17 protein-coding genes, 1 tRNA gene and 1 pseudogene are annotated in these 21,162 nt (G+C 69.6%); 7 read left to right on the top strand and 12 right to left on the bottom strand.

Features of this window, described 5'->3' with window-relative positions; translation table 11 throughout:
• Nucleotides 1–60: 60 nt before the first annotated feature.
• A complete protein-coding gene (locus tag ACI3KX_RS01420) occupies nucleotides 61–528 on the bottom strand; it encodes a RidA family protein (protein WP_404907246.1) in 468 nt (155 codons plus the stop codon).
• Nucleotides 529–530: 2 nt separating this feature from the next.
• A complete protein-coding gene (locus tag ACI3KX_RS01425) occupies nucleotides 531–746 on the bottom strand; it encodes a hypothetical protein (RefSeq protein ID WP_308869972.1) in 216 nt (71 codons plus the stop codon).
• A 109-nt stretch (nucleotides 747–855) separates the two neighbouring features.
• Here ACI3KX_RS01425 and ACI3KX_RS01430 point away from each other — a divergent pair, with 109 nt between their 5' ends.
• The 5 genes from ACI3KX_RS01430 (at nucleotide 856) to ACI3KX_RS01450 (ending at nucleotide 7,210) form a co-directional block, all read left to right on the top strand.
• The gene (locus tag ACI3KX_RS01430; RefSeq protein ID WP_404907248.1) at nucleotides 856–3,663 is read left to right on the top strand and encodes a transglycosylase domain-containing protein; all 2,808 of its coding nucleotides are present in this window, start codon (nucleotides 856–858) and stop codon (nucleotides 3,661–3,663) included.
• Nucleotides 3,663–4,595: a metallophosphoesterase gene (locus ACI3KX_RS01435; protein WP_349428227.1), complete on the top strand. Its 933-nt coding sequence runs from the start codon at nucleotides 3,663–3,665 to the stop codon at nucleotides 4,593–4,595. Before ACI3KX_RS01430 ends, ACI3KX_RS01435 begins: the two co-directional genes overlap by 1 nt.
• A 152-nt stretch (nucleotides 4,596–4,747) precedes the next feature.
• Nucleotides 4,748–6,328 (top strand): hypothetical protein, encoded by a 1,581-nt coding sequence (locus ACI3KX_RS01440; RefSeq protein ID WP_404907249.1) that lies wholly within the window; start codon nucleotides 4,748–4,750, stop codon nucleotides 6,326–6,328.
• A tRNA-Pro gene (locus tag ACI3KX_RS01445) sits at nucleotides 6,306–6,379 on the top strand. Before ACI3KX_RS01440 ends, ACI3KX_RS01445 begins: the two co-directional genes overlap by 23 nt.
• Nucleotides 6,380–6,433: 54 nt before the next feature.
• Nucleotides 6,434–7,210 (top strand): HAD-IIB family hydrolase, encoded by a 777-nt coding sequence (locus ACI3KX_RS01450; RefSeq protein WP_363353707.1) that lies wholly within the window; start codon nucleotides 6,434–6,436, stop codon nucleotides 7,208–7,210.
• 311 nt (nucleotides 7,211–7,521) lie between these two features.
• Here ACI3KX_RS01450 and ACI3KX_RS01455 read toward each other — a convergent pair whose 3' ends face one another.
• On the bottom strand, nucleotides 7,522–8,919 hold the full coding sequence (locus ACI3KX_RS01455; protein WP_363353709.1) for an alpha-hydroxy acid oxidase: 1,398 nt from the start codon (nucleotides 8,917–8,919) through the stop codon (nucleotides 7,522–7,524).
• A gap of 11 nt (nucleotides 8,920–8,930) precedes the next feature.
• Entirely contained in the window at nucleotides 8,931–9,707 is a 777-nt protein-coding gene (locus tag ACI3KX_RS01460; RefSeq protein ID WP_404907251.1) for a FadR/GntR family transcriptional regulator, read from the bottom strand.
• A 137-nt stretch (nucleotides 9,708–9,844) separates the two neighbouring features.
• Between ACI3KX_RS01460 and ACI3KX_RS01465 the strand changes: the two genes are divergently transcribed.
• Nucleotides 9,845–10,675 (top strand): DUF1295 domain-containing protein, encoded by an 831-nt coding sequence (locus ACI3KX_RS01465; RefSeq protein ID WP_404907253.1) that lies wholly within the window; start codon nucleotides 9,845–9,847, stop codon nucleotides 10,673–10,675.
• A gap of 18 nt (nucleotides 10,676–10,693) precedes the next feature.
• Here ACI3KX_RS01465 and ACI3KX_RS01470 read toward each other — a convergent pair whose 3' ends face one another.
• From ACI3KX_RS01470 to ACI3KX_RS01490, 5 genes are all read right to left on the bottom strand, one after another.
• Nucleotides 10,694–11,341, bottom strand: a complete 648-nt coding sequence (locus tag ACI3KX_RS01470) for a thymidine kinase (RefSeq protein ID WP_331912316.1) — start codon at nucleotides 11,339–11,341, stop codon at nucleotides 10,694–10,696.
• A gap of 25 nt (nucleotides 11,342–11,366) precedes the next feature.
• The gene (locus ACI3KX_RS01475; RefSeq protein ID WP_404907255.1) at nucleotides 11,367–13,403 is read right to left on the bottom strand and encodes a DUF2207 domain-containing protein; all 2,037 of its coding nucleotides are present in this window, start codon (nucleotides 13,401–13,403) and stop codon (nucleotides 11,367–11,369) included.
• 91 nt (nucleotides 13,404–13,494) lie between these two features.
• Entirely contained in the window at nucleotides 13,495–14,994 is a 1,500-nt protein-coding gene (locus ACI3KX_RS01480; RefSeq protein WP_404907267.1) for a malate:quinone oxidoreductase, read from the bottom strand.
• A 167-nt stretch (nucleotides 14,995–15,161) separates the two neighbouring features.
• Nucleotides 15,162–16,232 carry an aspartate-semialdehyde dehydrogenase gene (locus tag ACI3KX_RS01485; protein ID WP_349428234.1) on the bottom strand — a complete coding sequence of 357 codons (1,071 nt, stop codon included), beginning with the start codon at nucleotides 16,230–16,232 and terminating at the stop codon, nucleotides 15,162–15,164.
• Nucleotides 16,233–16,524: 292 nt separating this feature from the next.
• A complete protein-coding gene (locus ACI3KX_RS01490) occupies nucleotides 16,525–17,811 on the bottom strand; it encodes an aspartate kinase (protein ID WP_363353718.1) in 1,287 nt (428 codons plus the stop codon).
• A gap of 134 nt (nucleotides 17,812–17,945) precedes the next feature.
• On the opposite strand from ACI3KX_RS01490, the gene ACI3KX_RS01495 reads away from it, so the two are divergent.
• Nucleotides 17,946–18,434 (top strand): hypothetical protein, encoded by a 489-nt coding sequence (locus ACI3KX_RS01495; RefSeq protein ID WP_363353720.1) that lies wholly within the window; start codon nucleotides 17,946–17,948, stop codon nucleotides 18,432–18,434.
• A 32-nt stretch (nucleotides 18,435–18,466) separates the two neighbouring features.
• Here the strand turns inward: ACI3KX_RS01495 and ACI3KX_RS01500 are convergent, their stop codons facing one another.
• The 3 genes and pseudogenes from ACI3KX_RS01500 to ACI3KX_RS01510 all read right to left on the bottom strand — a co-directional run.
• Nucleotides 18,467–19,396 (bottom strand): DMT family transporter, encoded by a 930-nt coding sequence (locus ACI3KX_RS01500; RefSeq protein WP_404907258.1) that lies wholly within the window; start codon nucleotides 19,394–19,396, stop codon nucleotides 18,467–18,469.
• 139 nt (nucleotides 19,397–19,535) lie between these two features.
• Nucleotides 19,536–20,129, bottom strand: coding sequence for a recombination mediator RecR (gene recR, locus ACI3KX_RS01505; RefSeq protein ID WP_349428237.1), 594 nt, complete (start codon nucleotides 20,127–20,129; stop codon nucleotides 19,536–19,538).
• Nucleotides 20,130–20,132: 3 nt separating this feature from the next.
• Nucleotides 20,133–21,162 (bottom strand): annotated as a pseudogene (locus ACI3KX_RS01510) (DNA polymerase III subunit gamma and tau); the annotation flags it as partial.

Genomic DNA, 21,162 nt, shown 5'->3' on the forward strand with positions numbered 1-21,162 from the left:
GCGAACGAGAAGAGCGGATGCCGCAGCCCAGGGCTGCGGCATCCGCTCTGTCGTTTGGTGTCAGGCGTACGAGAAGACGACCTCGACCTCGACGGGGGCGTCGAGCGGCAGCACGGGGACGCCGACCGCCGATCGCGCGTGCCTTCCCACGTCGCCGAAGACCTCACCGAGGACCTCGCTGGCGCCGTTGATCACGCCCGGCTGGCCGGTGAACTCGGGAACGGATGCGACGAAGCCGGTGACCTTGACCACGCCGGTGAGGCGGTCGACCCCGCCGACGGCGGCCGCCGCGGCGGCGATGGCGTTGAGGGCGCTCTGGCGGGCGTATCCCTTGGCGTCGGCCGCGGGGACGAGCCCTTCGCCCTCGCCCACCTTGCCGACCGCGGGCAGCGCGCCCGAGACCATCGGCAGCTGGCCGGCGGTGTAGACGAGGTCGCCGTGCGCCTTGGCGGGCACGTACGCGGCGACGGGCGGGACGACGTCGGGAAGGGCGATGCCGAGTTCGGCGAGACGGTCGCTGACGGTCATGGTCACGCCCCCTCGAACTGCTGGGCGGCCTGGGCTGCGGCATCCAGCCCCGCATTCTGCTGTCCCCCGCCGACAGGGCGCTTCAGGTAGGCGACGAGACCGCCCTCGGGACCTGGGACGACCTGGACGAGCTCCCAGCCCTGCTTGCCCCAGTTGTTGAGGATCGCGGCGGTGTTGTGGATCAGAAGGGGCGTGGTGAGGTACTCCCACGTCGTCATCGCGACTCCTCGGATATGCGGAAAGGACGGCAGGTGAAGGCTGGGAAACACCTCAGCGGGCGCACGTCTCTGAGGGAATCGCCCAGGTATCTCCCCTACGATCAAGCCTATGCCTGATACCAAACGCACGGCCACAGGTGTGCTCGGCGGACTCGCCGGGCTCGTGGGCCTCAGCGCCGCAGCCGGTGTCCTCATCGCAGCGACGATCACCCCCGCGGTCGCCATCACGAGCACTGCGGCCGAGCGCGCGATCACGATGTTCGACAATCTGCCGAGCTCGCTCGAGATCGACAAGCTCATGCTGCCGAGCAACTTCTACTACACCGATCCCGCCACGGGTCAGCCGAGCCTGATGACGCAGTTCCTCGAGCAGGACCGCACCCCGGTGTCCTTCGACCAGATCAACCCCGTCATGTACGACGCGCTCCTGTCCAGTGAGGACCCGCGCTACTACCAGCACGGCGGCATCGACCTCATCGGCACGACACGCGCTCTGCTGTCCAACGCGGGAGGCGCCTCGGAGACGCAGGGCGGCTCGTCGATCAGCCAGCAGTACGTGAAGAACGTGCTGATCCAGAAGTGCGAGCAGAACGCCGAGACGGAGTACGAGACCGACGAGGCCGGCGAGCCGGTCCTCGACGAGAACGGTGCGGCGGTGGTCAAGGTCAGTCGCGACCAGGCGCTCCTCAACTGCTGGACCGATGCGACGACCGCAGAGGGCTCCGAGGGCTACACGCGCAAGCTGCAGGAGATGCGCTACGCGATCGCCCTCGAGCAGAAGTACTCGAAGAACGACATCCTTCTCGGCTATCTCAACATCGCCAACTTCGGCGGCATCACTTACGGCATCGAGGCCGCCGCGCGCTACTACTTCACCACCAGCGCCGCGAACCTCACCGTGGCGCAGGCGGCAACGCTGGCCGGCATGGTGCAGAACCCCAACAACTACCGCATCGATAGGACGGGCGGTTCGATCTTCGGCGCCGACGGCGCGACGTTCAACAAGGCGCCGGACGGGGTCATCGACGAAGGCGCGAACCTCACCGTGCTCGACGACCTCGTTGCCTCGGGTGAGATCACGGAGGAGCAGAAGCTCGCCGCGGCCGACGGCTACACCTCCACGAAGGTCCGCCAGCTGTACGTGCTGAGCCGCATGCTCGACGACGGCAAGATCACGCGCGAGCAGTACGTCGAGGCCGCGGTCTGGCCGATCACGCCGGCCATCAACCCGCCCAAGACCGGCTGCGCCAACGCCGGCGGCGCCGCCTACTTCTGCCAGTACGTCAAGTACGTCATCCTCAATGACCCGGCTTTCGGCGAGACCGCCGAGGACCGCCAGGAAACGCTCCAGCGTGGTGGCCTCAACGTCTACACGACGCTCGACCCGCGCGTCCAGGCCCCCGCCGAGCAGGCTATGGCCACTTACGCGCCGTCCTCGATCGAGATGCGCCAGGGCACGACTGTTCCCTCGCCCGGTCGTTTCGGTTCCACCACCGTGAGCGTTGAGGCCGGCACCGGCCGAATCCTCGCGATGGCGCAGAACACCAAGTTCAGTGAGGACGCCTCCGTCGCGCCCGACTTGAATTACTCGGCGCAGGTCTACGCCGGCGATCTGCAGTTCGGCAACTCGACCGGCTTCAACGCCGGGTCGACGTTCAAGCTCTTCACACTCCTCGACTGGCTCGAGAAGGGCAAGTCCGTGAACGAGACGCTCAACGGCACGCTCCGCCTGTTCAAGAAGCTGACCGTCTGCGGCGAGACGTGGACGAACACGGCGACCAAGCCCACAGGGAACTTCGCCGGAGATCGAGGCCGCGTCGGCACGCCGATGCAGTTCACCGCGTCTTCGCTGAACACCGGCTACTTCGCCATGGCGGAGAAGCTCGACCTCTGCGACATCGCAAACGTCGCCACGAAGATGGGCGTCACGCAGGGCAACGGCGATCCCATCAAGATGGAGAACCTCAACTCGGTGATCGGCACCGCGAACGTCTCGCCCCTCGCGATGGCCGAGGCGTATGCGACGGTCGCCAACAATGGCATCTACTGCCAGCCGCAGGTGATCGACCGGATCACCGACTCCGATGGCAACGACCTGCCGAAGCCCGAACGGACGTGCAACCAGGTTCTCGAGCCCCGTGTTGCGGCGACGGCGGCCTATGCCCTTCAGGGCGTGATGAACGGTGGCACCGGAAACCAGGGCAACCCGCGCGACGGCACGCCTCTCATCGGAAAGACCGGCACGCACGAAGAGATCCAGTCGTGGCTCATCGAGTCGAGCACGAAGGTCGCGACGGCGACGTGGGCAGGCAACGTCCAGGGCGGCGGCGACATTTTCAAGACCTCGTACAACGGCGTCCGCCTGTCTGATATCCGGTACCGCATCACGCGAGACGTGCAGGCGGCGGCGAACGCAGCCTATGGCGGCGACAGGTTCGCAGGCCCGGATTCCGAGCTGACCAAGCAGGTGCTGACCGACCTCCCCAACGTCGTCGGCCAGACCATCGAGCAGGCGACCAAGACGCTCGAGGACGCCGGCTTCAGCGTGAGCGTCGGCGACCCGGTGGACTCCGACCAGCCCGCGGGTGTCGTAGGCGCTCAGAACCCGGGCGCAGGCAAGGTCGCGGGCGGCAGCACCGTCACCATCAACCCCAGCAACGGAGAGGGTCTCACGATCCCCAACGTGTCGGGGAGCACGCTCGAGGACGCCAAGAAGGCGTTGCGCAGCGCGGGCTTCGGCAACGTGAGCGACGGCAGCTGTACGGCCGACGCCGCACTGGGCGCTCAGACGAGAGCGGGCGCGACCAACCCGTCCGCCGGCAGCGTCGTGAACCGCAACACGTCGATCGCCGTCGACTACACGGCCGCAGTCTGCGGCGGCGGGGGCCGCGGGCCCGGCGGCGGTGACGACGACTAGTGCCGCCTGCAGCAACTCGCACCGCCCTCACCGTGCTCGGCACGGTGGGGGCGGTCGGCGCGGGCGCCGCGATCTGGGGCGTCGGCATCGAGCGCTACCTGTTCACGGTCCGCTTCCATGACGTTCCGATGCTTCCCGCCGGTTCCGCGCCGATCAGGGTCCTCCATCTCTCCGACGCGCACATGGCGCCGTGGCAGCATCGCAAGCAGGAGTGGATCGCGGCCCTCGCCGAGCTCGAGCCCGACCTCGTCGTGAACACCGGCGACAACATGGGTCACGTCGACGGCCTTCGCGGTCTGCGCGCGGCCTTCGACCCGCTGCGCGGCATCCCGGGCGTCTTCGTCCACGGCTCGAACGACCACGCTGCTCCCTCCCCCCGCAACCCCCTGAAGTACTTCACCGGGCCGTCGAAGGTCAAGCACACGTCCGAGCCGCTCGACACCCAGGCGCTCGACGAGTACCTCACCGACGAGCTCGGCTGGCTCGACCTCAACAACCGCGTCGGAACGATGGATGCCGCGGGCCGCCGTATCGCGGCGTTCGGCGTCAGCGACGCCCACCGCGAGTGGGACAAGCTCGACGCCCTCCCCGGCCCGCTGTCGGCGCTGCGCAGCCAGGAGTCCGCCGACCTCACGCTCGGTGTGACGCACGCCCCCTACCGGCGCGTGCTCGACGACTTCGTCGACCTTGGCGCCGACGCCGTCTTCGCCGGCCACACGCACGGCGGTCAGGTGCGCATCCCCGGCTTCGGCGCTCTTGTCGCGAACTGCGACATCCCACTGAAGCAGGCGCGCGGACTCAGCTCGTGGACGCACGGCGGGCGCACGGTGCCGTTGAACGTCAGCGCGGGTCTCGGACACTCGATCTACGCACCCGTGCGCTTCGCGTGCCGGCCCGAGGCATCGCTTCTGACCCTCGTGGCTCAGGCGTAGCGCTCGACTCCTCCCCAAGCGGGGCTTCGCGCGCTTGGTCCACAGATCGGCGCGACGGTGGCCCAGGGAACACACGGGGCGGGCAGTCTCGCAATGTGCCGAGAACAGAACCTCCGTCCTTCCCCCTGACACCGCGTCGCCCCTCCCGCCTCGTGCGTTTGCTTCGATCGCGCACTCTCCCTCTGCCCGCCTATATCCTCGTCATCGTCGTCCTGGCGGTGCTCTTCGTCATAGACGTCGCAGCACCGCCGCGCGCCGACGCCGCCGAGCGCGGTACCGGATTCGGCACGTGGGCACCGATCTCGGCCTACGGATGGCATGGCTCGATGCTGATCGACGGCGTGCATACGTACTGCATCACCCCGGGTGCGCCTGCTCCCACCGGGCCGAGCAGCGACCACGGCATCAGTGGATCGGCCGCCGGGCTGTCGTCGCAGCAGCTCGCCGGGATCAATCTCCTGGTGTCCGCCTACGGGCAGACCGATGATCCCGTCCAGGCTGCCGCGGTGGCGTGGGCCGTCAAAGCGATCGCGAACCGCGAGGAGACGCTCCACGCGTTCGGATACCGGGGCGACTCGCTTGCCGGCGCGATCCACTGGACGATGTCTGCACTCGCGCCGCAGCATGACCTGGCCGTCCAGGAGCGGGCTGTCGCCTACTACGACGAGGCCGTCCGCGCGGCGCAGAACGCGGTCGACGCGAGCGGAAGTCTGGCGTTCTCGACCGACCCCGCAGACCACCGGACCGGCACGGTGCGCGTCGACGCCACGAGCGCCGCGACCGGGACCGTGACCCTTGTGAACGCCGTCTTCGCCACGACGGGTACACCCACGCTGGAGGGCGCAACGGCGGGCACGACCTACGCCATCCGCACGGTCCAGCCTGAGCCGGGCCGCGCGTACACCGTCAGCGGCACAGGCCGCTTGACCGCGGGCCCGCCCGCCGCAGTGCGCCACTACACCACGCCGGGCGGCCAGCAGACCGCCGGTCCCGCCGGCGCTGTGCCGTTCGACATCGCGGGAGCCGATGCCGCCCCGCGCGTCCCCCCGTTCTCGCCGTCCATCGCGACACAGGTGCCGGCGCGGGAGACGGCTCCAGGTCCGTACATCGACCAGGTCACGTTCGCTGCAGAGGACGGATCGTGGCCCCGTTCCGGGGACGGCTCATATCTGCCCGTGACCGCCCGTGCGGTCGTCTACCGCACCGATGCTGAGCCGGCTCCGAACTCGGAGGTTCCCGAAGATGCGACGGCCGCAGGAACTCTGCAGGTCACGACCGATCCCGTCCTCGGTCCGACAGCGGCGTACACCGTCACATCACCGTGGGAGATGACGGCCCCCGGCTTCTACACAGCGGTGTGGAGCGTGAGCGGTGCCGACCAGATCGCCGCGGTGGCGGCCCACACCGGACCGGAATTCGTGTGGACCGAGCGTTTCGGCGAACCGTCGCAGGTCGCCGTCGTCGCGCCGCCTGCGGTGGAGCCGACGCCCGCCCCGACGCCCGCTGTGACGACGCCTGGCCCCGCCGCTGCCGACGTCGCTCCGAGTCCTCCGCCGGCCGCGCTCGCCGCGACCGGGCTCGATGTCAGTGCCGTCCGCACGCCCCGGCGATCGCCATCGGCCTGGTCAGCATCGGCGTCGCGATCGTCGCGTCCCGACGCCCTCGGTTCGGAGCACGGCTCACGATCAGGTAGACTCATGGGGTTGTCGACGGGGTGTGGCGCAGCTTGGTAGCGCGCTTCGTTCGGGACGAAGAGGCCGCAGGTTCAAATCCTGTCACCCCGACAGCGAAGAGGCTCCGCCGCGAGGCGGAGCCTCTGGCATGAAAGGACGGACACCGTGACGGACAGCATCCCGCCCCTTCTCGTCGCCTTCGACCTCGACGACACCCTCGCACCCTCCAAGAGCCAGATCGACGAGCGCATCGGCGGGCTGCTCATCGCGCTGGCCGAGCGCGTCGAGGTGGCGATCATCTCCGGTGGTCAGCTCGGTCAGTTCACGACGCAGGTCGTCGACCGGCTTCCGGAGGCGTCCCCTGCCGCGCTCGCTCGACTGCACCTGCTGCCGACCTGCGGCACCCAGTACTACCGCCTGACCGAGGACGAGGTCGTCACGGTCTACAAGCGCTCGCTCACCGACGATCAGAAGTCGCGGGCACTCGCTGCCGTCGAGGGTGAGGCGCGTCGCCTCGGGCTCTGGGAATCCGAGACGTGGGGCGACATCCTCGAGGACCGCGGCTCGCAGATCACCTTCTCGGCGCTCGGCCAGCAGGCTCCCGTCTCCGCCAAGACCGCGTGGGACCCGACCGGCGAGAAGAAGAACGCCCTGCGTGCCGCGGTGGCTGCCCTGCTGCCCGACCTCGAGGTGCGCTCGGGCGGCTCGACGTCTGTCGACATCACCGAGCAGGGCATCGACAAGGCCTACGGCATGCGCCGACTCGCCGAGCAGACCGGCATCGCACTCGACGACATGCTCTTCGTCGGCGACCGCCTCGACCCGGACGGCAACGACTACCCCGTCCTCGCGATCGGCGTGCGCTGCCACGCGGTCGAGGGCTGGGAAGACACCGCCGACTACCTCGAAGAGCTCATCCCCACGCTTCCCGTCCGCGTCTGACGCGTTTGCCGGGGGCCGGCGTGAGCCCCACGCGTTTCGTCTCGCTCGTTCCTCGCTCGCTCAACGACCGGAATCCTGGCTCAGCCGTCGCTCGCTTAACGACCGGACTGCGACGACCCGCTCCCTCGGACCGTCGAGCATGCGACGCAGAGCCCCCCGGTCGTTGAGCGAGGGAGCGCCAGCGACCGAGACGAAACGCCCCGAGCTTCGCGACTGTGCCGAGCCCCGGGCGTTTCGTCTCGCTCGTTCCTCGCTCGCTCAACGCCCGACGAGACCGGTGCGGGCGTTGAGCGAGCGAAGCGTCGAACGGATCAGCCCTGGGGGCGCGACGTGGTGCCCTTCGACGCCGTGGTCTTCGCCGGACGGGATGCCGCAGCATCCGTCTTGCCGTTCGCCGTCGTCCTCGGAGCCCGCGCTGCCGCGCCGGACGCGACACGCACGCGCGGTGCCCCGCCGCCGACAGCCTCAGCCGGCGCGCCCGCAAGCGGCATCAGGCGCGTCAGCTGGGTGACGTGGCGCGGCTCCAGCTCGGCGAGGGTGGAGACGCCGAGCAGCTTCATGGTGCGCTCGATCTCGCTGCGGAGAATGGCGATCGTGCGGTCGACGCCCTGGCGGCCACCCGCCATGAGGCCGTAGAGGTACGCGCGGCCGATGAGGGTGAACTTCGCACCGAGCGCGATCGAGGCGACGATGTCGGCGCCGTTCATGATGCCCGTGTCGACCATGACGGTCGCATCCTTGCCGACCTCGCGCACCACCTCGGGCAGGAGCCGGAAGGGGATCGGCGCGCGGTCGAGCTGGCGCCCGCCGTGGTTCGAGAGGATGATGCCGTCGACGCCGGCATCGATGAGCCGCTTCGAGTCCGCGACGTTCTGCACGCCCTTGACCACGATCTTGCCCGGCCAGATGTCGCGGATGATCGCGAGGTCGTCGTAGCTGATCGTCGGGTCCATCGCCGAGTTCAGCAGCTCGCCCACCGTGCCGCCGGTGGTCGAGAGCGAGGCGAACTCGAGCTTCGGCGTGGTGAGGAAGTCGTACCACCACCACGGCCGCGGGATGGCGTTGATGATCGTGCCCAGCGTCAGCTGCGGCGGGATCGAGAAGCCGTTGCGCTTGTCGCGCAGGCGCGCGCCCGCGACGGGCGTGTCGACGGTGAACTGCAGCGTGTCGAAGCCGGCGGCCGCCGCGCGGCGCGCCAGGTTGTACGAGATCTCGCGGTCGCGCATGACATACAGCTGGAACCAGTTGCGCCCGTGCGGGTTGGCCTTCTTCACGTCCTCGATCGACGTGGTGCCGAGCGTCGAGAGCGTGAACGGGATTCCTGCGGCCCCGGCTGCACCCGCGCCGGCGGTCTCACCCTCGGTCTGCATGAGGCGCGTGAAGCCGGTCGGCGCGATGCCGAAGGGCAGCGCCGACGGACCCCCGAGGATCTCGGTGGACATGTCGACGTGCTCGGCCGGTCGCAGGATGTCGGGGTGGAACTCGACGTCTTCGAACGCCTGGCGCGCACGCGCGAGCGAGAACTCGCCCTCGGCGGCGCCGTCGGTGTAGTCGAAGGCCGCCTTGGGCGTGCGACGCTTCGCGATCGTCCGCAGGTCGTGGATCGTGAGCGCCGCCTCGAGCCGGCGCTTGCGGCCGTCGAGTTCGGGCTTCTTGAACTGCATGAGCTCGAGCAGCTCAGCAGGCTTGGGGAGCTGGCGCTGGACCATGGGGTTGCCTTTCAGGAGGTCGGACCCGTCGCAGCGGATCCGGGGACGGGGTCGGTGGCGGCGGCGCGCGCGAGGCCCGCCGAGGCGTAGTAGCCGACGATGTGGTCGTGGACGAGGGTTCGGGCGCGGACCGCATCGCCCGCGTCGACGGCGTCGAGGATCGCGTGGTGCTCACGGCGGAGGCGGTCGGCCGCGGCATCCCATTGCGCGATGCCGGCGGCGCCCGCCTGCACGTACGACTCGATCGCCGTGCGCAGGCCCGCCATCATGGCGGCGATCACGACGTTGCCCGACGCCTCGGCCAGGGCGAGGTGCAGCTGCGCGTCGAGCGCGAGGAACTCCGGTGCGGTGAGGTCGACGGCGTCCATCGCGTCTAGGACGTCACGGGCGCGCGCCGTGGACAGCGCCGGGTCGGTCGCGACCGCGTCCACGACGGCGGATTCGAGCACGAGACGGGTCGCGACGACGTCGTCGAAGGGGAAGCCCTGCGCGGCGACCTGCAGCCGCAGCAGGGCCGACATGCCGCCCTCGGGTGTCGCGATGATGATGGCGCCGGACGTCGGCCCCGAGCCGGTGCCGGTGCGGATCAGGCCCATCACTTCGAGCACGCGCAGCGCCTCGCGCACGCTGGACCGACCGACCCCGAGGGTGGCGGCGAGCTCGCGCTCGGGGGCGAGCCGATCGCCCGGGCGCAGCGTGCCGTCGAGCAGGTCGGTCTCGATCCTCTCGAGCACGACACGCCAGGCGCGCGCCGGTGCGATCGCCGGGGAAGTGGGGGTCCCTGCCACGGATCTCCTCGTCGATGTCGGATCCGCCTGCCCTCCTCGATGAAGAGCACGGTGTGGTCAGACCACGATAACGTGTGGTCCGACCACAGACAACCCGTGTGACGCGCGATGTCGCCCGGGAGCGATACTCTGACCGCATGGATCCCCTCCCCCTCGTCCTCATCGTCGCGGGCGTCGCTGCCGCGTTCTGCTGGATCACCTCGCTCATCACGAACGAGACGTCGTGGATCGACCGGATCTGGTCGATCGTCCCGGTGATCTACGTGTGGATCTTCGCCGGTGCCGCCCTCGCCGCCGGAGCCGACGCCACGCGCTTGGTCGTGATGGCGGTGCTGGTGACCGCCTGGGGTGTGCGGCTGACCTTCAACTTCGCGCGCAAGGGCGGCTACACCGGCATGGAGGACTACCGCTGGGCGGTCCTGCGCGGGCGGATGAAGCGGTGGCAGTTCCAGGTGTTCAACCTGCTCTTCATCGTCGGGTTCCAGAGCGCCCTGTTGGTGCTCATCACGCTGCCGGCCCTCATCGCCTGGCAGCATCCAGCGCCTTTCAACGGGTGGGATGCCGCATTCGCAGTGGTCTTCGCGGCGCTCCTGGTGGGCGAGACCGTGGCCGACCAGCAGCAATGGAACTTCCACCAGGCGAAGAAGGCGGCCGGCGGCACGCTCGAGCCGCCCTTCCTCACCACCGGCCTGTTCGCCTACAGCCGGCACCCGAACTTCTTCTTCGAGCAGGCGCAGTGGTGGGCGTTCTACGCGCTCGGTGCGGTTGCTCTCGTCGCCGAGGGCGGCGGCTGGCTCAACTGGACCATCGCCGGGCCCGCGCTGCTCACGGTCCTCTTCATCGGCTCGACGATCTTCACCGAGTCGATCTCCGCCGCGAAATACCCCGCGTATCGGGACTACCAGCGAACGACCTCGATGCTGGTGCCGCTCCCTCGTCGCCGCGGACGCGCGCCCGAGACCGCCTGAGCGCCCCCCGCCCGGGGGTCACTCCAGGCGCCCGCCCGACGCGCGCAGGTAGTCCTCGGCGCACAGCGATTCGTACGTGATGCGGTCCGCAGTGAGCTCGTCGATGGCGACCTGGTCACCGTCGAAGACGAACCGGCCCCCGACCAGGCGGGCGTTGAACAGCGCCTTACGACCGCAGCGGCAGATCGTCTTGAGCTCTTCGAGGCTGTGGGCCAGCTCCAGCAGCCGCGCCGAGCCGGGGAACGCCTGCGTCTGGAAGTCGGTGCGGATGCCGTAGGCCAGCACGGGGACGCCGTCGAACACGACGATACGCAGCAGGTCGTCCACCTGCTCGCGGGTGAGGAACTGCGCCTCGTCGATGAGGAAGCATGCGACGTCGACCTCGTGCTCCTCGGATTCCGGAACCAGCGTGGCCGCGGCATCCGCCCTCACACGCGCGCGGTGCTCGGCGAACAGGGCACGGATGTCGTCGTCGGGGCCGACGAGGAAGTCGACCGTGCGCTTGACGCCGAGGCGGCTGTCGATCTGGTCGGCACCCTTGGTGTCGATCAAGGGCTTGGCAAGCAGCACATGCTGACCGCGCTCCTCGTAGTTGTACGCGGCCTGCAGGAGCGACGTCGACTTGCCGGAGTTCATCGCCCCATAGCGGAAGTAGAGCTTGGCCACGGATCGAGCGTAGTCGGTGGCGGCGTCACCGCCCGCCGAAGCCGCCACCTCCTCCCCCGCCGCCCGAGAATCCGCCGCCGGAGGAACCGCCCGACGATGACCAGCTGCTCGAGAACGACGACCCGGACGAGCTCGAGGAGCTTCCGCGCGAGACGGGTGTGGCGGCGAGGCGTCCGATGGACGAGGACGCATTCGACAGCGAGTCGGACGTGACCGAGTCGAACAGGGCGACGCGTGCCACGGGCGTTTCGGCGGGCTGCGCAGCACGGATCACCGAGACCCACTCGCGCTGCATGCCGAACAGCACCGCGTACGGCAGGAGCCGCTCGTACAGGTTGACGACCTCCGCCCCGGGTGCGTTCGGGGCGTCGGTGTAGGCGCGGCGTCCGCCCGACACGAGGTCGGCGGTCCGCGGTGTCTGCGCCGCCCGGAGGCGATCCTCCTCAGCCAGGCGCAGGTACGCGCGGATGCCCTCCAGGTACGTCTTGTGCGTGCCGCCGGCGAACGTGAGCGTCGTCTTGGGGAGGCCGATGAACGGCAGCACGATGAAGGCGCCGAACGCGCTCGCGATCGAGAGGAAATTGATCCAGCCGCCGAGTGCGCCGAGATCCGTCAGCACCGACGGCACCGCGTCCAGGAAGAACGTCAGCATCACGGCGACCGCCAGGCCGCCGAACTGCAGCAGGCCGCGAACCCCGCCGACCCAGCCAGGGGTCTTGCTGCGATAGCCGCGATCGACCGTCGCGTCCTCGATGCGGCGCACATAGGTCACCGCCCGGACCGGCGGCTTCTTGGCGAACACCCCCAGGTCCACGCGGTCGCCCGGTGCGGCATCCCTTCCGAACAGCGTCATCACGATGCGTCGATCGTCGTGCTCGAGCCCGTTCGCATCCCGCAGGATGACGTCGAAATCGTCGGCGTCGGACCGATCGCCGGATGCCGTGATCTCGACCTTGTCTCGCACCGCGAGGTCGACGACGTGGGCGGCGAGCCCCTTCGCGGGCACGCCGAGGACACCGGCCGACAGCGTCGGCGACTCATCGACCGGTGGCGAGTACTGCACGATGACCGGCGAGCGATCGGGATTGCGGCGCAGGAAGCGCCTCATCGCGAGGACGAACACCAGTCCGCCGAACCCGGCGAGAAGCCCCAGGACGGGCAGGATCCACTCCCACCAGGGGTACGGCGGAGGCGGTGGCGGTGTCGGCGCCGAGAACGTACCCAGCTCGAAGCCGATCGCCACGGTGACGTTCTCGTCTTGCCCGACGCCTGCTTCGGCGGCGGTGAAGGCGAGCTGCCGCTCCCCCACTGCCGTGATGCCATGCCCCAGAGCCCACACCGCGATCTCATCGGGAGGCGCGGTCGGCGGCGCCGCCTGGATGTCGCAGGGCTCGGTGGAATCGGCGGGTCCGCTGTAGCAGGAGACCCGGTGAGGCTGCAGCCCTGCGGCCGCGTCGCCCAGGAGGTGCACGTGCGCACGCACCTCGCCGAACGACTGCGCGTGGTCGGTGCCGACGGTGTCCCAGTAGAACTCATCGGCGTCGGTGTCTTCGTAGCGCAGCACGACGTCGCTCATCGTGTAGGTGATGACGTAGGTCTGCGTCCCCTGCACGTAGGTGTCGTCCCCGGTCAGGACATAGACGAATTCCTCGTCCTCCTCGGTCCACCAGGGGATCGGTTCGCCGCCGGCACCCGTGACACTGACGATCACGGGGTCGTGCGCGATGCCCGAATCCGCCTGCGGGATCCACCGGACGATGCCCTTGTTCTGGTCGAAGTCCGGGAAGCGGGCGACGATCGTCTCGGTCGTGTAGAGCTGGCTCCGGCCGCCGGCATCCCTTCCGAGCCAGTAATCGGCCTCGAACGAGTCGTAGGCGAAGTCGTCGACGGATGCCGCCACCCGCAGTGCCGCCGCGCCACCGGCGCTCGATCGCAGGGCGACTCCCCCGGCGCCACCGTCGGACGCCGCCGCGCGGACGAGAACGACGGCACCGGCCACCACGACGACGAGGATCAGGGCGACGGCGATCGCCCAGACGCGCCAGGTGAGCCGTGCTCGCATGCCCCCACCCTAGGGGGCGAGCACTCGCGCTCCCACGGTCGGGCGTTCCGGTCGAGGCTCGACGGATGCAGCGACCACTGCCCCACGCGCGCTAGGCGGTGAGGGCGAGTGTCTCCGCGGTCTCGCCGAGCAGCTCCTGCGCGACCTCGGGCCGAGCGTTGAGGGTGTCGCCGTAGGTCGGGATGAGCTCGCGCAGACGCGGCTCCCACGCGTCGATGCGGTCGGGGAAGCAGGTCTTCAGCAGACCGAGCATGATCGACACCGCGGTCGACGCCCCCGGTGACGCACCGAGAAGGCCCGCGATGGTGCCGTCGGCGCCGGTGACGACCTCGGTGCCGAACTGCAGCACGCCGCCCTTCTCCGGGTCCTTCTTCATGACCTGGGCGCGCTGGCCGGCCTGGATGATCTCCCAGTCCTCGTCCTTCGCGGTCGGCATGAAGACGCGGAGGCTGTCGACCTTCTTGGCGTGGTTCTTCAGCAGCTCACCGACGAGATAGGTGATGAGGCTGGGGTTGTCCCACGCGACCTTGAGCATCGGACCCAGGTTGCCCGGTCGCACCTGGCCGACGATGTCGAACCACGACCCGGTCTTGAGGAATTTGGGGCTGAACGTCGCGAACGGGCCGAAGAGAAGAGACGCCTCGCCGTCGACGACGCGCGTGTCGAGGTGCGGCACCGACATCGGCGGGGCACCCACCGACGCCTGCGAGTACACCTTCGCCTTGTGCTGGGCGACGACCGCCGGGTTCGAGGTCTTCAGGAACTGCCCCCCGATCGGGAACACGCCGTAGCCCGAGATCTCGGGGATGCCGGACCGTTGCAGCAGCTTCAGGGCCCAGCCGCCGGCGCCCACGAAGACGAACTTCGCGCGGATCTCGCCGGGCGTGCGACCGACGGTGCGACGGTACTTGACGCGCCACGAGCCGTCGGGCAGGCGCTTCAGGCGACGGACTTCGGTGTTGAGGCGCACGTCCGCGCCGTTCTCGGCGAGCCGGTCGATGAGCTGGTGGGTCAGCGCACCGAAGTCGACGTCGGTGCCCGCCGGCATCCGGGTCGCCGCGAACGGCTCGCCCTTGCGGCGCTTCTGCATGAGCAGCGGCGCCCACTGGTTGATGACCCGGGAGTCCTCGCTGTACTCGATGCCGGCGAACAGCGGCTCGTCCTTCAGCGCTTCGTAGCGCTTCTTGAGGTAGGCGACGTCCTTCTCACCGCGCACGAAGGTCATGTGCGGGGTGGAGTTGATGAACGTCGACGGGGCGTCGAGCACGCCGGCCTCGACGAGCGACGACCACAGCTGACGGCTCTGCTGGAACTGCTCGTTGATCGAGATCGCCTTGGCGGGATCGACCGTGCCGTCCTTGCCCTCGGGCATGTAGTTCAGCTCGCAGAGCGCTGCGTGGCCGGTGCCGGCGTTGTTCCAGGGGTTGGAGCTCTCCTGCGCGACATCGCTCAGCCGCTCGAAGACCGCGATCTTGAGGTCGGGCTGCAGCTGCTGCAGCAGCGTGCCGAGCGTCGCACTCATGATGCCGCCGCCGATCAGCAGAACGTCGACCGTCCCCGTGGGGAGATCGCTGTCGTCAGGGCTGGGCAGGGCGTCGGAGGGCGTTTCGGTCACCAGATGATTCTAGTTCCGCCGGAAAGCACCCCTGACCGGGCGCCGGCTCCTCCCCCGAAAGTCCTGCGGTTCTTGCCGAAACGACAAGCGAGCGGATGCCGCGGCCGCGGCATCCGCTCGCATTCGAGTCGTCGAAGGGAAGGTCAGACGCTGACGCCCAGGTTGGCAGCGACGAGCTCCGCGATCTGCACGGCGTTGAGCGCCGCACCCTTGCGCAGGTTGTCGTTCGAGATGAAGAGCACCAGCCCCTTGCCCTCCGGCGCGGACTGGTCGGCACGGATGCGACCGACGTATGCCGGGTCGGTGCCGGCAGCCTGCAGCGGCGTCGGCACCTCCTCGAGCTTCACGCCGGGGGCGCTCGAGAGCACCTCGCGCGCACGCTCGGGCGTGATGTCGCGGGCGAACTCCACGTTGATGCTGAGCGAGTGGCCGGTGAAGACCGGCACGCGCACGCAGGTGCCGGCGACGCGGAGGTCGGGCAGCTCGAGGATCTTGCGGCTCTCGTTGCGGAGCTTCTTCTCCTCGTCGGTCTCGTTGAGGCCGTCGTCGACCAGGTTCCCGGCGAAGGGGATGACGTCGAAGGCGATCGGAGCGATGTACTTCTCGGGCTGGGGGAAGTCCAGCGCCGAGCCGTCGCGGGCGAGCCGCTCGACGTCGCCCTGAGCGAGCACGCCCTCGACCTGGCCGAGCAGCTCCTGAACCCCGGCGAGGCCCGAGCCGCTGACGGCCTGGTACGTGCTGACGATGAGCCGCTCGAGACCGGCCTCGTTATCGAGCACCTTCAGCGCCGGCATCGCGGCCATGGTGGTGCAGTTGGGATTCGCGATGATGCCCTTGCGCGCCTCGGCGATCGCGTGCGGGTTGACCTCGCTCACGACGAGCGGCACGTCGGGATCCATGCGCCATGCGCTGGAATTGTCGATGACGACGGCTCCCGCCTCGGCGAAGCGCGGGGCGTGCGCACGGCTGCCCGTGGCGCCGGCCGAAAAGAGGGCGATGTCGATGCCGCCGAGTTCGGCGGTGGCGACATCCTCCACGGTCACGGCCTTGCCCTGGAAGATGATGTCGGATCCGGCCGAGCGTGCGGTGGCGAAGGCGCGGATCTCGCGCACCGGGAACCCGCGCTCCTCGAGGATGTCGATCATGGCGCCGCCGACCTGGCCGGTGGCGCCGACGATGGCGACGGAGAGTCCTGAATCGGAGATGCGGGTCATGGTGTTCCTCAGCGTGGGCACAAGCGTGGAGCGGACGCGCGGGCACCGTCGGACGCGCGGGGTTGCCCGATTCTACCGCCCTGCCGCAGCGGCGAGGTCCGCCGTTACGGGCTGCTCCAGGGCTGCGTGTCGTCGTGAGGCGGGCGCGGCGCCAGCTGCTGCCCGCGGGCGGCGGGCGTCACAGGGTCAGGTGATCTCACGAGGACAGGACGTTGCGCGAGGAATCCTCCTGCACCGGTGACATCACCTGATCTCGTGGCATGAGGCGGGACCGCCGCCGAGCGAGTCGGGGTCAGCGGCCGGTGCCGGCGTAGACGGTGGCCTCGATGTCGCCGTCCAGGCCGTAGGCGGTGTGGACGACGCGCGCGGCCTCGGCCAGATCGTCTCCGCGCACCACGACCGAGATGCGGATCTCGGACGTCGAGATCATCTCGATGTTGATGCCGGCGACGCTGAGCGCCTCGAACAGCGTCGCCGATACACCCGAGTGCGTGCGCATGCCCGCGCCGACGACCGAGAGCTTGCCGATCTGGTCGTCGTGGACGAGGTTCTCGAAGCCGATGTCGGACTGGTCGCCGGCGAGGGCCTTCAGCGCCGTCGCGGCATCGGTCTTGGGGAGCGTGAACGAGATGTCGGTGCGGCCGGTCGCGGCGGCCGACACGTTCTGCACGATCATGTCGACGTTCGCCCCGGACTTCGCGATGACCTTGAAGATCTCGGCCGCCTTGCCCGGCACGTCGGGCACGCCGATGACGGTGATCTTGGCCTGACCCAGGTCGGTGGCGACCCCGGCGACGATCGGCTCTTCCATCTCTTCTCCCTTTTCGCCCTCGGGGACGCTCATCCCCGGGCCGAGCACATAGGTCCCCACGCCCGAGCTGAACGTGGAGCGGGCGTGGATCAGCACGCGGTGGCGCCGCGCGTACTCGACGGCGCGGATGTACAGCACCTTCGCGCCGTTGGCGGCGAGCTCGAGCATCTCCTCCGCCGACACGACGGTCAGCTTCTTCGCCTTCGGCACGACGCGGGGGTCGGCGGTGAAGATGCCGTCGACGTCGCTGTAGATCTCGCAGACGTCGGCCTGGAGTGCCGCCGCCAGCGCGACGGCGGTGGTGTCGGAGCCCCCGCGGCCGAGCGTCGTGATGTCGCGTGTGTCGCGGTTGAACCCCTGGAAGCCGGCGACGATGACGATCGCGCCCTCGTCGAGGGCCTCACGCAGGCGGATCGGCGTGACGTCGACGATGCGCGCGGAGCCGTGATCGGCGGTCGTGATCATGCCGGCCTGGCTGCCGGTGAACGAGCGGGCCTCGAACCCCATCGAGTGGATGGCCATGGCGAGCAGCGCCATCGAGATGCGCTCACCGCTCGAGAGCAGCATGTCGAGCTCGCGCGGTGCGGGGATCGGCGCGACCTGCCCCGCCAGATCGAGCAGCTCGTCGGTGGTGTCGCCCATCGCGCTCACGGCGACGACGACGTCGTGCCCGGCGCGGCGCGTGTCGACGATGCGCTTCGCGACGCGCTTGATGCTCTCGGCATCCGCGACCGACGATCCGCCGTACTTCTGGACGATCAGCGCCACATCGAACTCCACGCGTATGTCAGGGGTGGGCGAGAACGGATGCCGCACCAGAGCTTCTGAACTTCACCCGACGCTCCATCTTACGGACGCTCCCATGCGCCACCGGCCATGTGTCTCGGCGCTAGCATCCGAGCATGGAGCAGATCGAGGCATGGTCGGAGTTCAACGTCGCGATGGTCGGCGCGACGGCGGCTCTGGCCGGTCTCGTCATCGTCGCGGCGAGCGTCAACATCGGCGACATCATCAAAGAGGCTTCTCTCACGGCGCGTCTCGCCGCGGGCATCTCCGGTCTCGTCCTCGCGCTCATCGGGTCGGCGGTCGGACTCATCCCCGAGGTCGGCGCGCTCCCCTACGGGGTCGCGATGATCGTGCTCGCGCTCGGCGCCGGCGTCTTTCAGGTGCAGGCGGCACGGCGGATCTTCGAGAACCGGCATCCGGCCAACCGGCTTCGCGCCGGCAAGTCCGCGGTCGGCTTCATCGCTCCGCTCGCCTACTTCGTCGGCGGCGCGCTGCTGGCGGCGGGTCAGCCGGGCGGACTGCTGTGGTTCGCGGCCGGCTCCCTCATCGCGGTGGTCGCGGCGCTGCTGGTGTCGTGGATCGTGCTCGTCGAAGTGCTCCGCTGACGCGGGGAGGATGCCGGCCGCGCCGGCAGCGGTCAGCTCGGGCCGATCGGCGGCAGGTCGGCCGTGGCCCTGCGAGCTCGCACCGTGCCGCCGGTGGCGGCGAGCCAGCACCCGGCGATCACCAGCGGGACTCCGATCAGCAGGCCGAGGGTGAGCGGCTCGCCGAGGATGAGCGTGCCGAGCACGATCGCGACGACGGGGTTGACGTAGGTGAACAGCGGCGCCCGCACCGGGCCCACGCGCGCGATCAGCGCGAAGAACGTGATGAACGCCACCGCCGTGCACAGGACGGCCAGCGCGATGAGCGACAGCGTGCCCTCGAGGGTCGGCACCTGGTGCTGCGTCAGGAACGCGATCGGCGTGTAGAAGATCCCGACAGCGAGGAGCGCGAGGGTGATGGAGCCGAGCGAGGGCACGTCGCGCAGCTTGGTCGCGATGACGAACGGCGCGATCGCGTACAGCAGCGCGACGAGCAGGACCTCGCCGACCGCGATGAGACCGCCGCCGCCTTCGACCGCGAGGCCGGGGCCTGCGACGATCACGAAGACGCCGACGAAGCCGATGAAGAGGCCGATGCTGCGCGCCGGGCTGAGAACCGAACGGTCACCTCCGCCGAACGCGATGATCGCCGCGAACAGCGGAACGGTCGCGACGAGCAGACCGGTGAGCCCCGACGGCAGCGTCTGCTCGGCATGACCGAGGAGCAGGAAGGGCCCCGCCATCTCGATGGCGCCGAACAGCAGCACCCAGCCGATCTTGGCGAACGCGGGGCGCAGCGCCTTCTGCCGGATCGCGAACGGCAGGAGCAGCACGGCGCCGAGAAGCGTGCGGCCCGCCACCACCGCAGCCGGAGAGTACGACTCCACGGCGATGCTGATGAAGAGATAGGGAATGCCCCACAGCACTGCCATCGCGGCGAACAGCAGCCACGCGCGCGTGTCGAAGCGCTGCGAGGAGTTCATATGGTGTCTCTCCGTCAAGTGATCGTCCGCCGCGGCACGGATCGGTGCGCAGGCCTCGGGACTCAGCATCCGGGAACCGGCACCCCGGCGCGAGGCGGCCGACCGCCAATCTACGGCGGAGTTCCGACATCCGTCGAGATCAGACCGAGCGTCGGCCCTCGAACGCCCGGCCCAGCGTGACCTCGTCGGCGTACTCCAGGTCGCCTCCGACGGGAAGGCCCGACGCCAGACGGGTGACCGAGATCTCGAGCGTGTGCAGCAGCCGGCTCAGGTAGGTGGCGGTCGCCTCGCCCTCGAGATTCGGGTTCGTGGCGAGGATGACCTCCTGCACCGTGCCGTCGGCGAGCCGCTGCATCAGCTGGGTGATGCGCAGGTCGTCCGGACCGATGCCGGCGATCGGGCTGATCGCGCCGCCGAGCACGTGATAGAGCCCGCGGAACTCCCGCGTGCGCTCGATCGCGGCGACGTCCTTCGCGTCTTCGACGACGCAGATGAGGGTCAGGTTGCGGCGGGGGTCGCGGCAGATCGAGCAGCGCTCCTGCTCGGAGACGTTGCCGCAGACCTCGCAGAAGCGCACCCTCTCGCGTACGACGCTGAGCAGCTCGGCGAGATGCGACACGTCGAAGTTGGGCGTCTGCAGAATGTGGAAGGCGATGCGCTGCGCCGACTTCGGGCCGATCCCGGGCAGGCGGCCGAATTCGTCGATGAGATCTTGGACGATGCCGTCGTACATGGGCTAGCTGAACCTCGTCGGCGGCTCGTAGGGCTCCTCGCGCACGAAGGTGGCGCCGAGAACCTGGCGCACCACCGCCTCGCCGTAGCGCTGCACGCCGCCGTTGCGGGTCGTGACCACCGGAGTCAGGGGCGGCGCGACCGTCGGCGGCACCGGGACGTCGGCGACGGCATCCGGCTCGTCTTCGGGCTCGTCGTCGTCGCGCTCGATCGAGGGGACGACCTCGGTGCGCGGAAGAACGTCTCCCTCGCGCGGGGGCGCCAGGGTTGCGACGCGCGCCATCGAGGTCGCCGCATCTTCGGGCTCGTCGTCGACCGCGAACTGGCCGGGCGTCTCGGTGGGCAGCGCCGCCGGGCCCGGGTCGGGCGGCGGGGCGTCGTCGTCGGAAGGGATCGCCGCGACGGCCCAGTCGGTCACGGGGGCGGCCGCAGCCGACGCTGTCGACGCAGCCCCGGATGCCGAGGCGCGGGGCGCCGAGACCGGGCCGCGCTGGGTGGGACCGGATGCCGACGCACGGGGTCCTGACGAGGTCGAGGGTCGTGCTGCGGCGGGGGCGGCAGGTGCCGTCGCAGGCGTTCGCGGAGCGGCAGGTGTCTCAGGAGCAACCGGGCGCTGCGGTGCCTCGCGTCCGGGACCGGAGGCCGACGGACTCGCCGGACCGGATGGCGCCGGACCACCCGGACCGCCGCCCGCGTCATGACGGGCGATGTACTTCACACGGATGCCGAGCACGGCCAGGATCGCCTGGCGCAGGTCTTCGCTCGGGCCCTTGCCGGCGGCGAGCTGCTTGAACTTCGCGACGTCGCTCTGGCTCGAGAAGGTGAGCGTGAGCACGTCGTCGTCGAGTGCAGCGGTACGAGCGCCGGAGGCGAGCATCCACGACGAGCGACTGACGTTCTCGAGCTGACCGAGCACCTGCGGCCAGGCCTGCTGCAGGCGCTCCAGCGTGACCGGTCCCGCGGGAACCGGAGGGGCTTCGACGGGAGGGGGTGCCGACGCCGCGGCCGCGGCCGCGGGTGACGGCACCCCCTCC

Source organism: Microbacterium sp. ZW CA_36, assembly GCF_044987475.1.
Taxonomy (GTDB): domain Bacteria; phylum Actinomycetota; class Actinomycetes; order Actinomycetales; family Microbacteriaceae; genus Microbacterium.

What these genes read in the sequence shown, in the direction of transcription:
- ACI3KX_RS01420 (WP_404907246.1), bottom strand. Translation starts at nt 528, where the DNA reads ATGACCGTCAGCGACCGTCTCGCCGAACTCGGCATCGCCCTTCCCGAC.
- ACI3KX_RS01425 (WP_308869972.1), bottom strand. Translation starts at nt 746, where the DNA reads ATGACGACGTGGGAGTACCTCACCACGCCCCTTCTGATCCACAACACC.
- ACI3KX_RS01430 (WP_404907248.1), top strand. Translation starts at nt 856, where the DNA reads ATGCCTGATACCAAACGCACGGCCACAGGTGTGCTCGGCGGACTCGCC.
- ACI3KX_RS01455 (WP_363353709.1), bottom strand. Translation starts at nt 8,919, where the DNA reads ATGGTCCAGCGCCAGCTCCCCAAGCCTGCTGAGCTGCTCGAGCTCATG.
- ACI3KX_RS01465 (WP_404907253.1), top strand. Translation starts at nt 9,845, where the DNA reads ATGGATCCCCTCCCCCTCGTCCTCATCGTCGCGGGCGTCGCTGCCGCG.
- ACI3KX_RS01475 (WP_404907255.1), bottom strand. Translation starts at nt 13,403, where the DNA reads ATGCGAGCACGGCTCACCTGGCGCGTCTGGGCGATCGCCGTCGCCCTG.
- ACI3KX_RS01485 (WP_349428234.1), bottom strand. Translation starts at nt 16,232, where the DNA reads ATGACCCGCATCTCCGATTCAGGACTCTCCGTCGCCATCGTCGGCGCC.
- ACI3KX_RS01495 (WP_363353720.1), top strand. Translation starts at nt 17,946, where the DNA reads ATGGAGCAGATCGAGGCATGGTCGGAGTTCAACGTCGCGATGGTCGGC.
- ACI3KX_RS01500 (WP_404907258.1), bottom strand. Translation starts at nt 19,396, where the DNA reads ATGAACTCCTCGCAGCGCTTCGACACGCGCGCGTGGCTGCTGTTCGCC.
- recR (WP_349428237.1), bottom strand. Translation starts at nt 20,129, where the DNA reads ATGTACGACGGCATCGTCCAAGATCTCATCGACGAATTCGGCCGCCTG.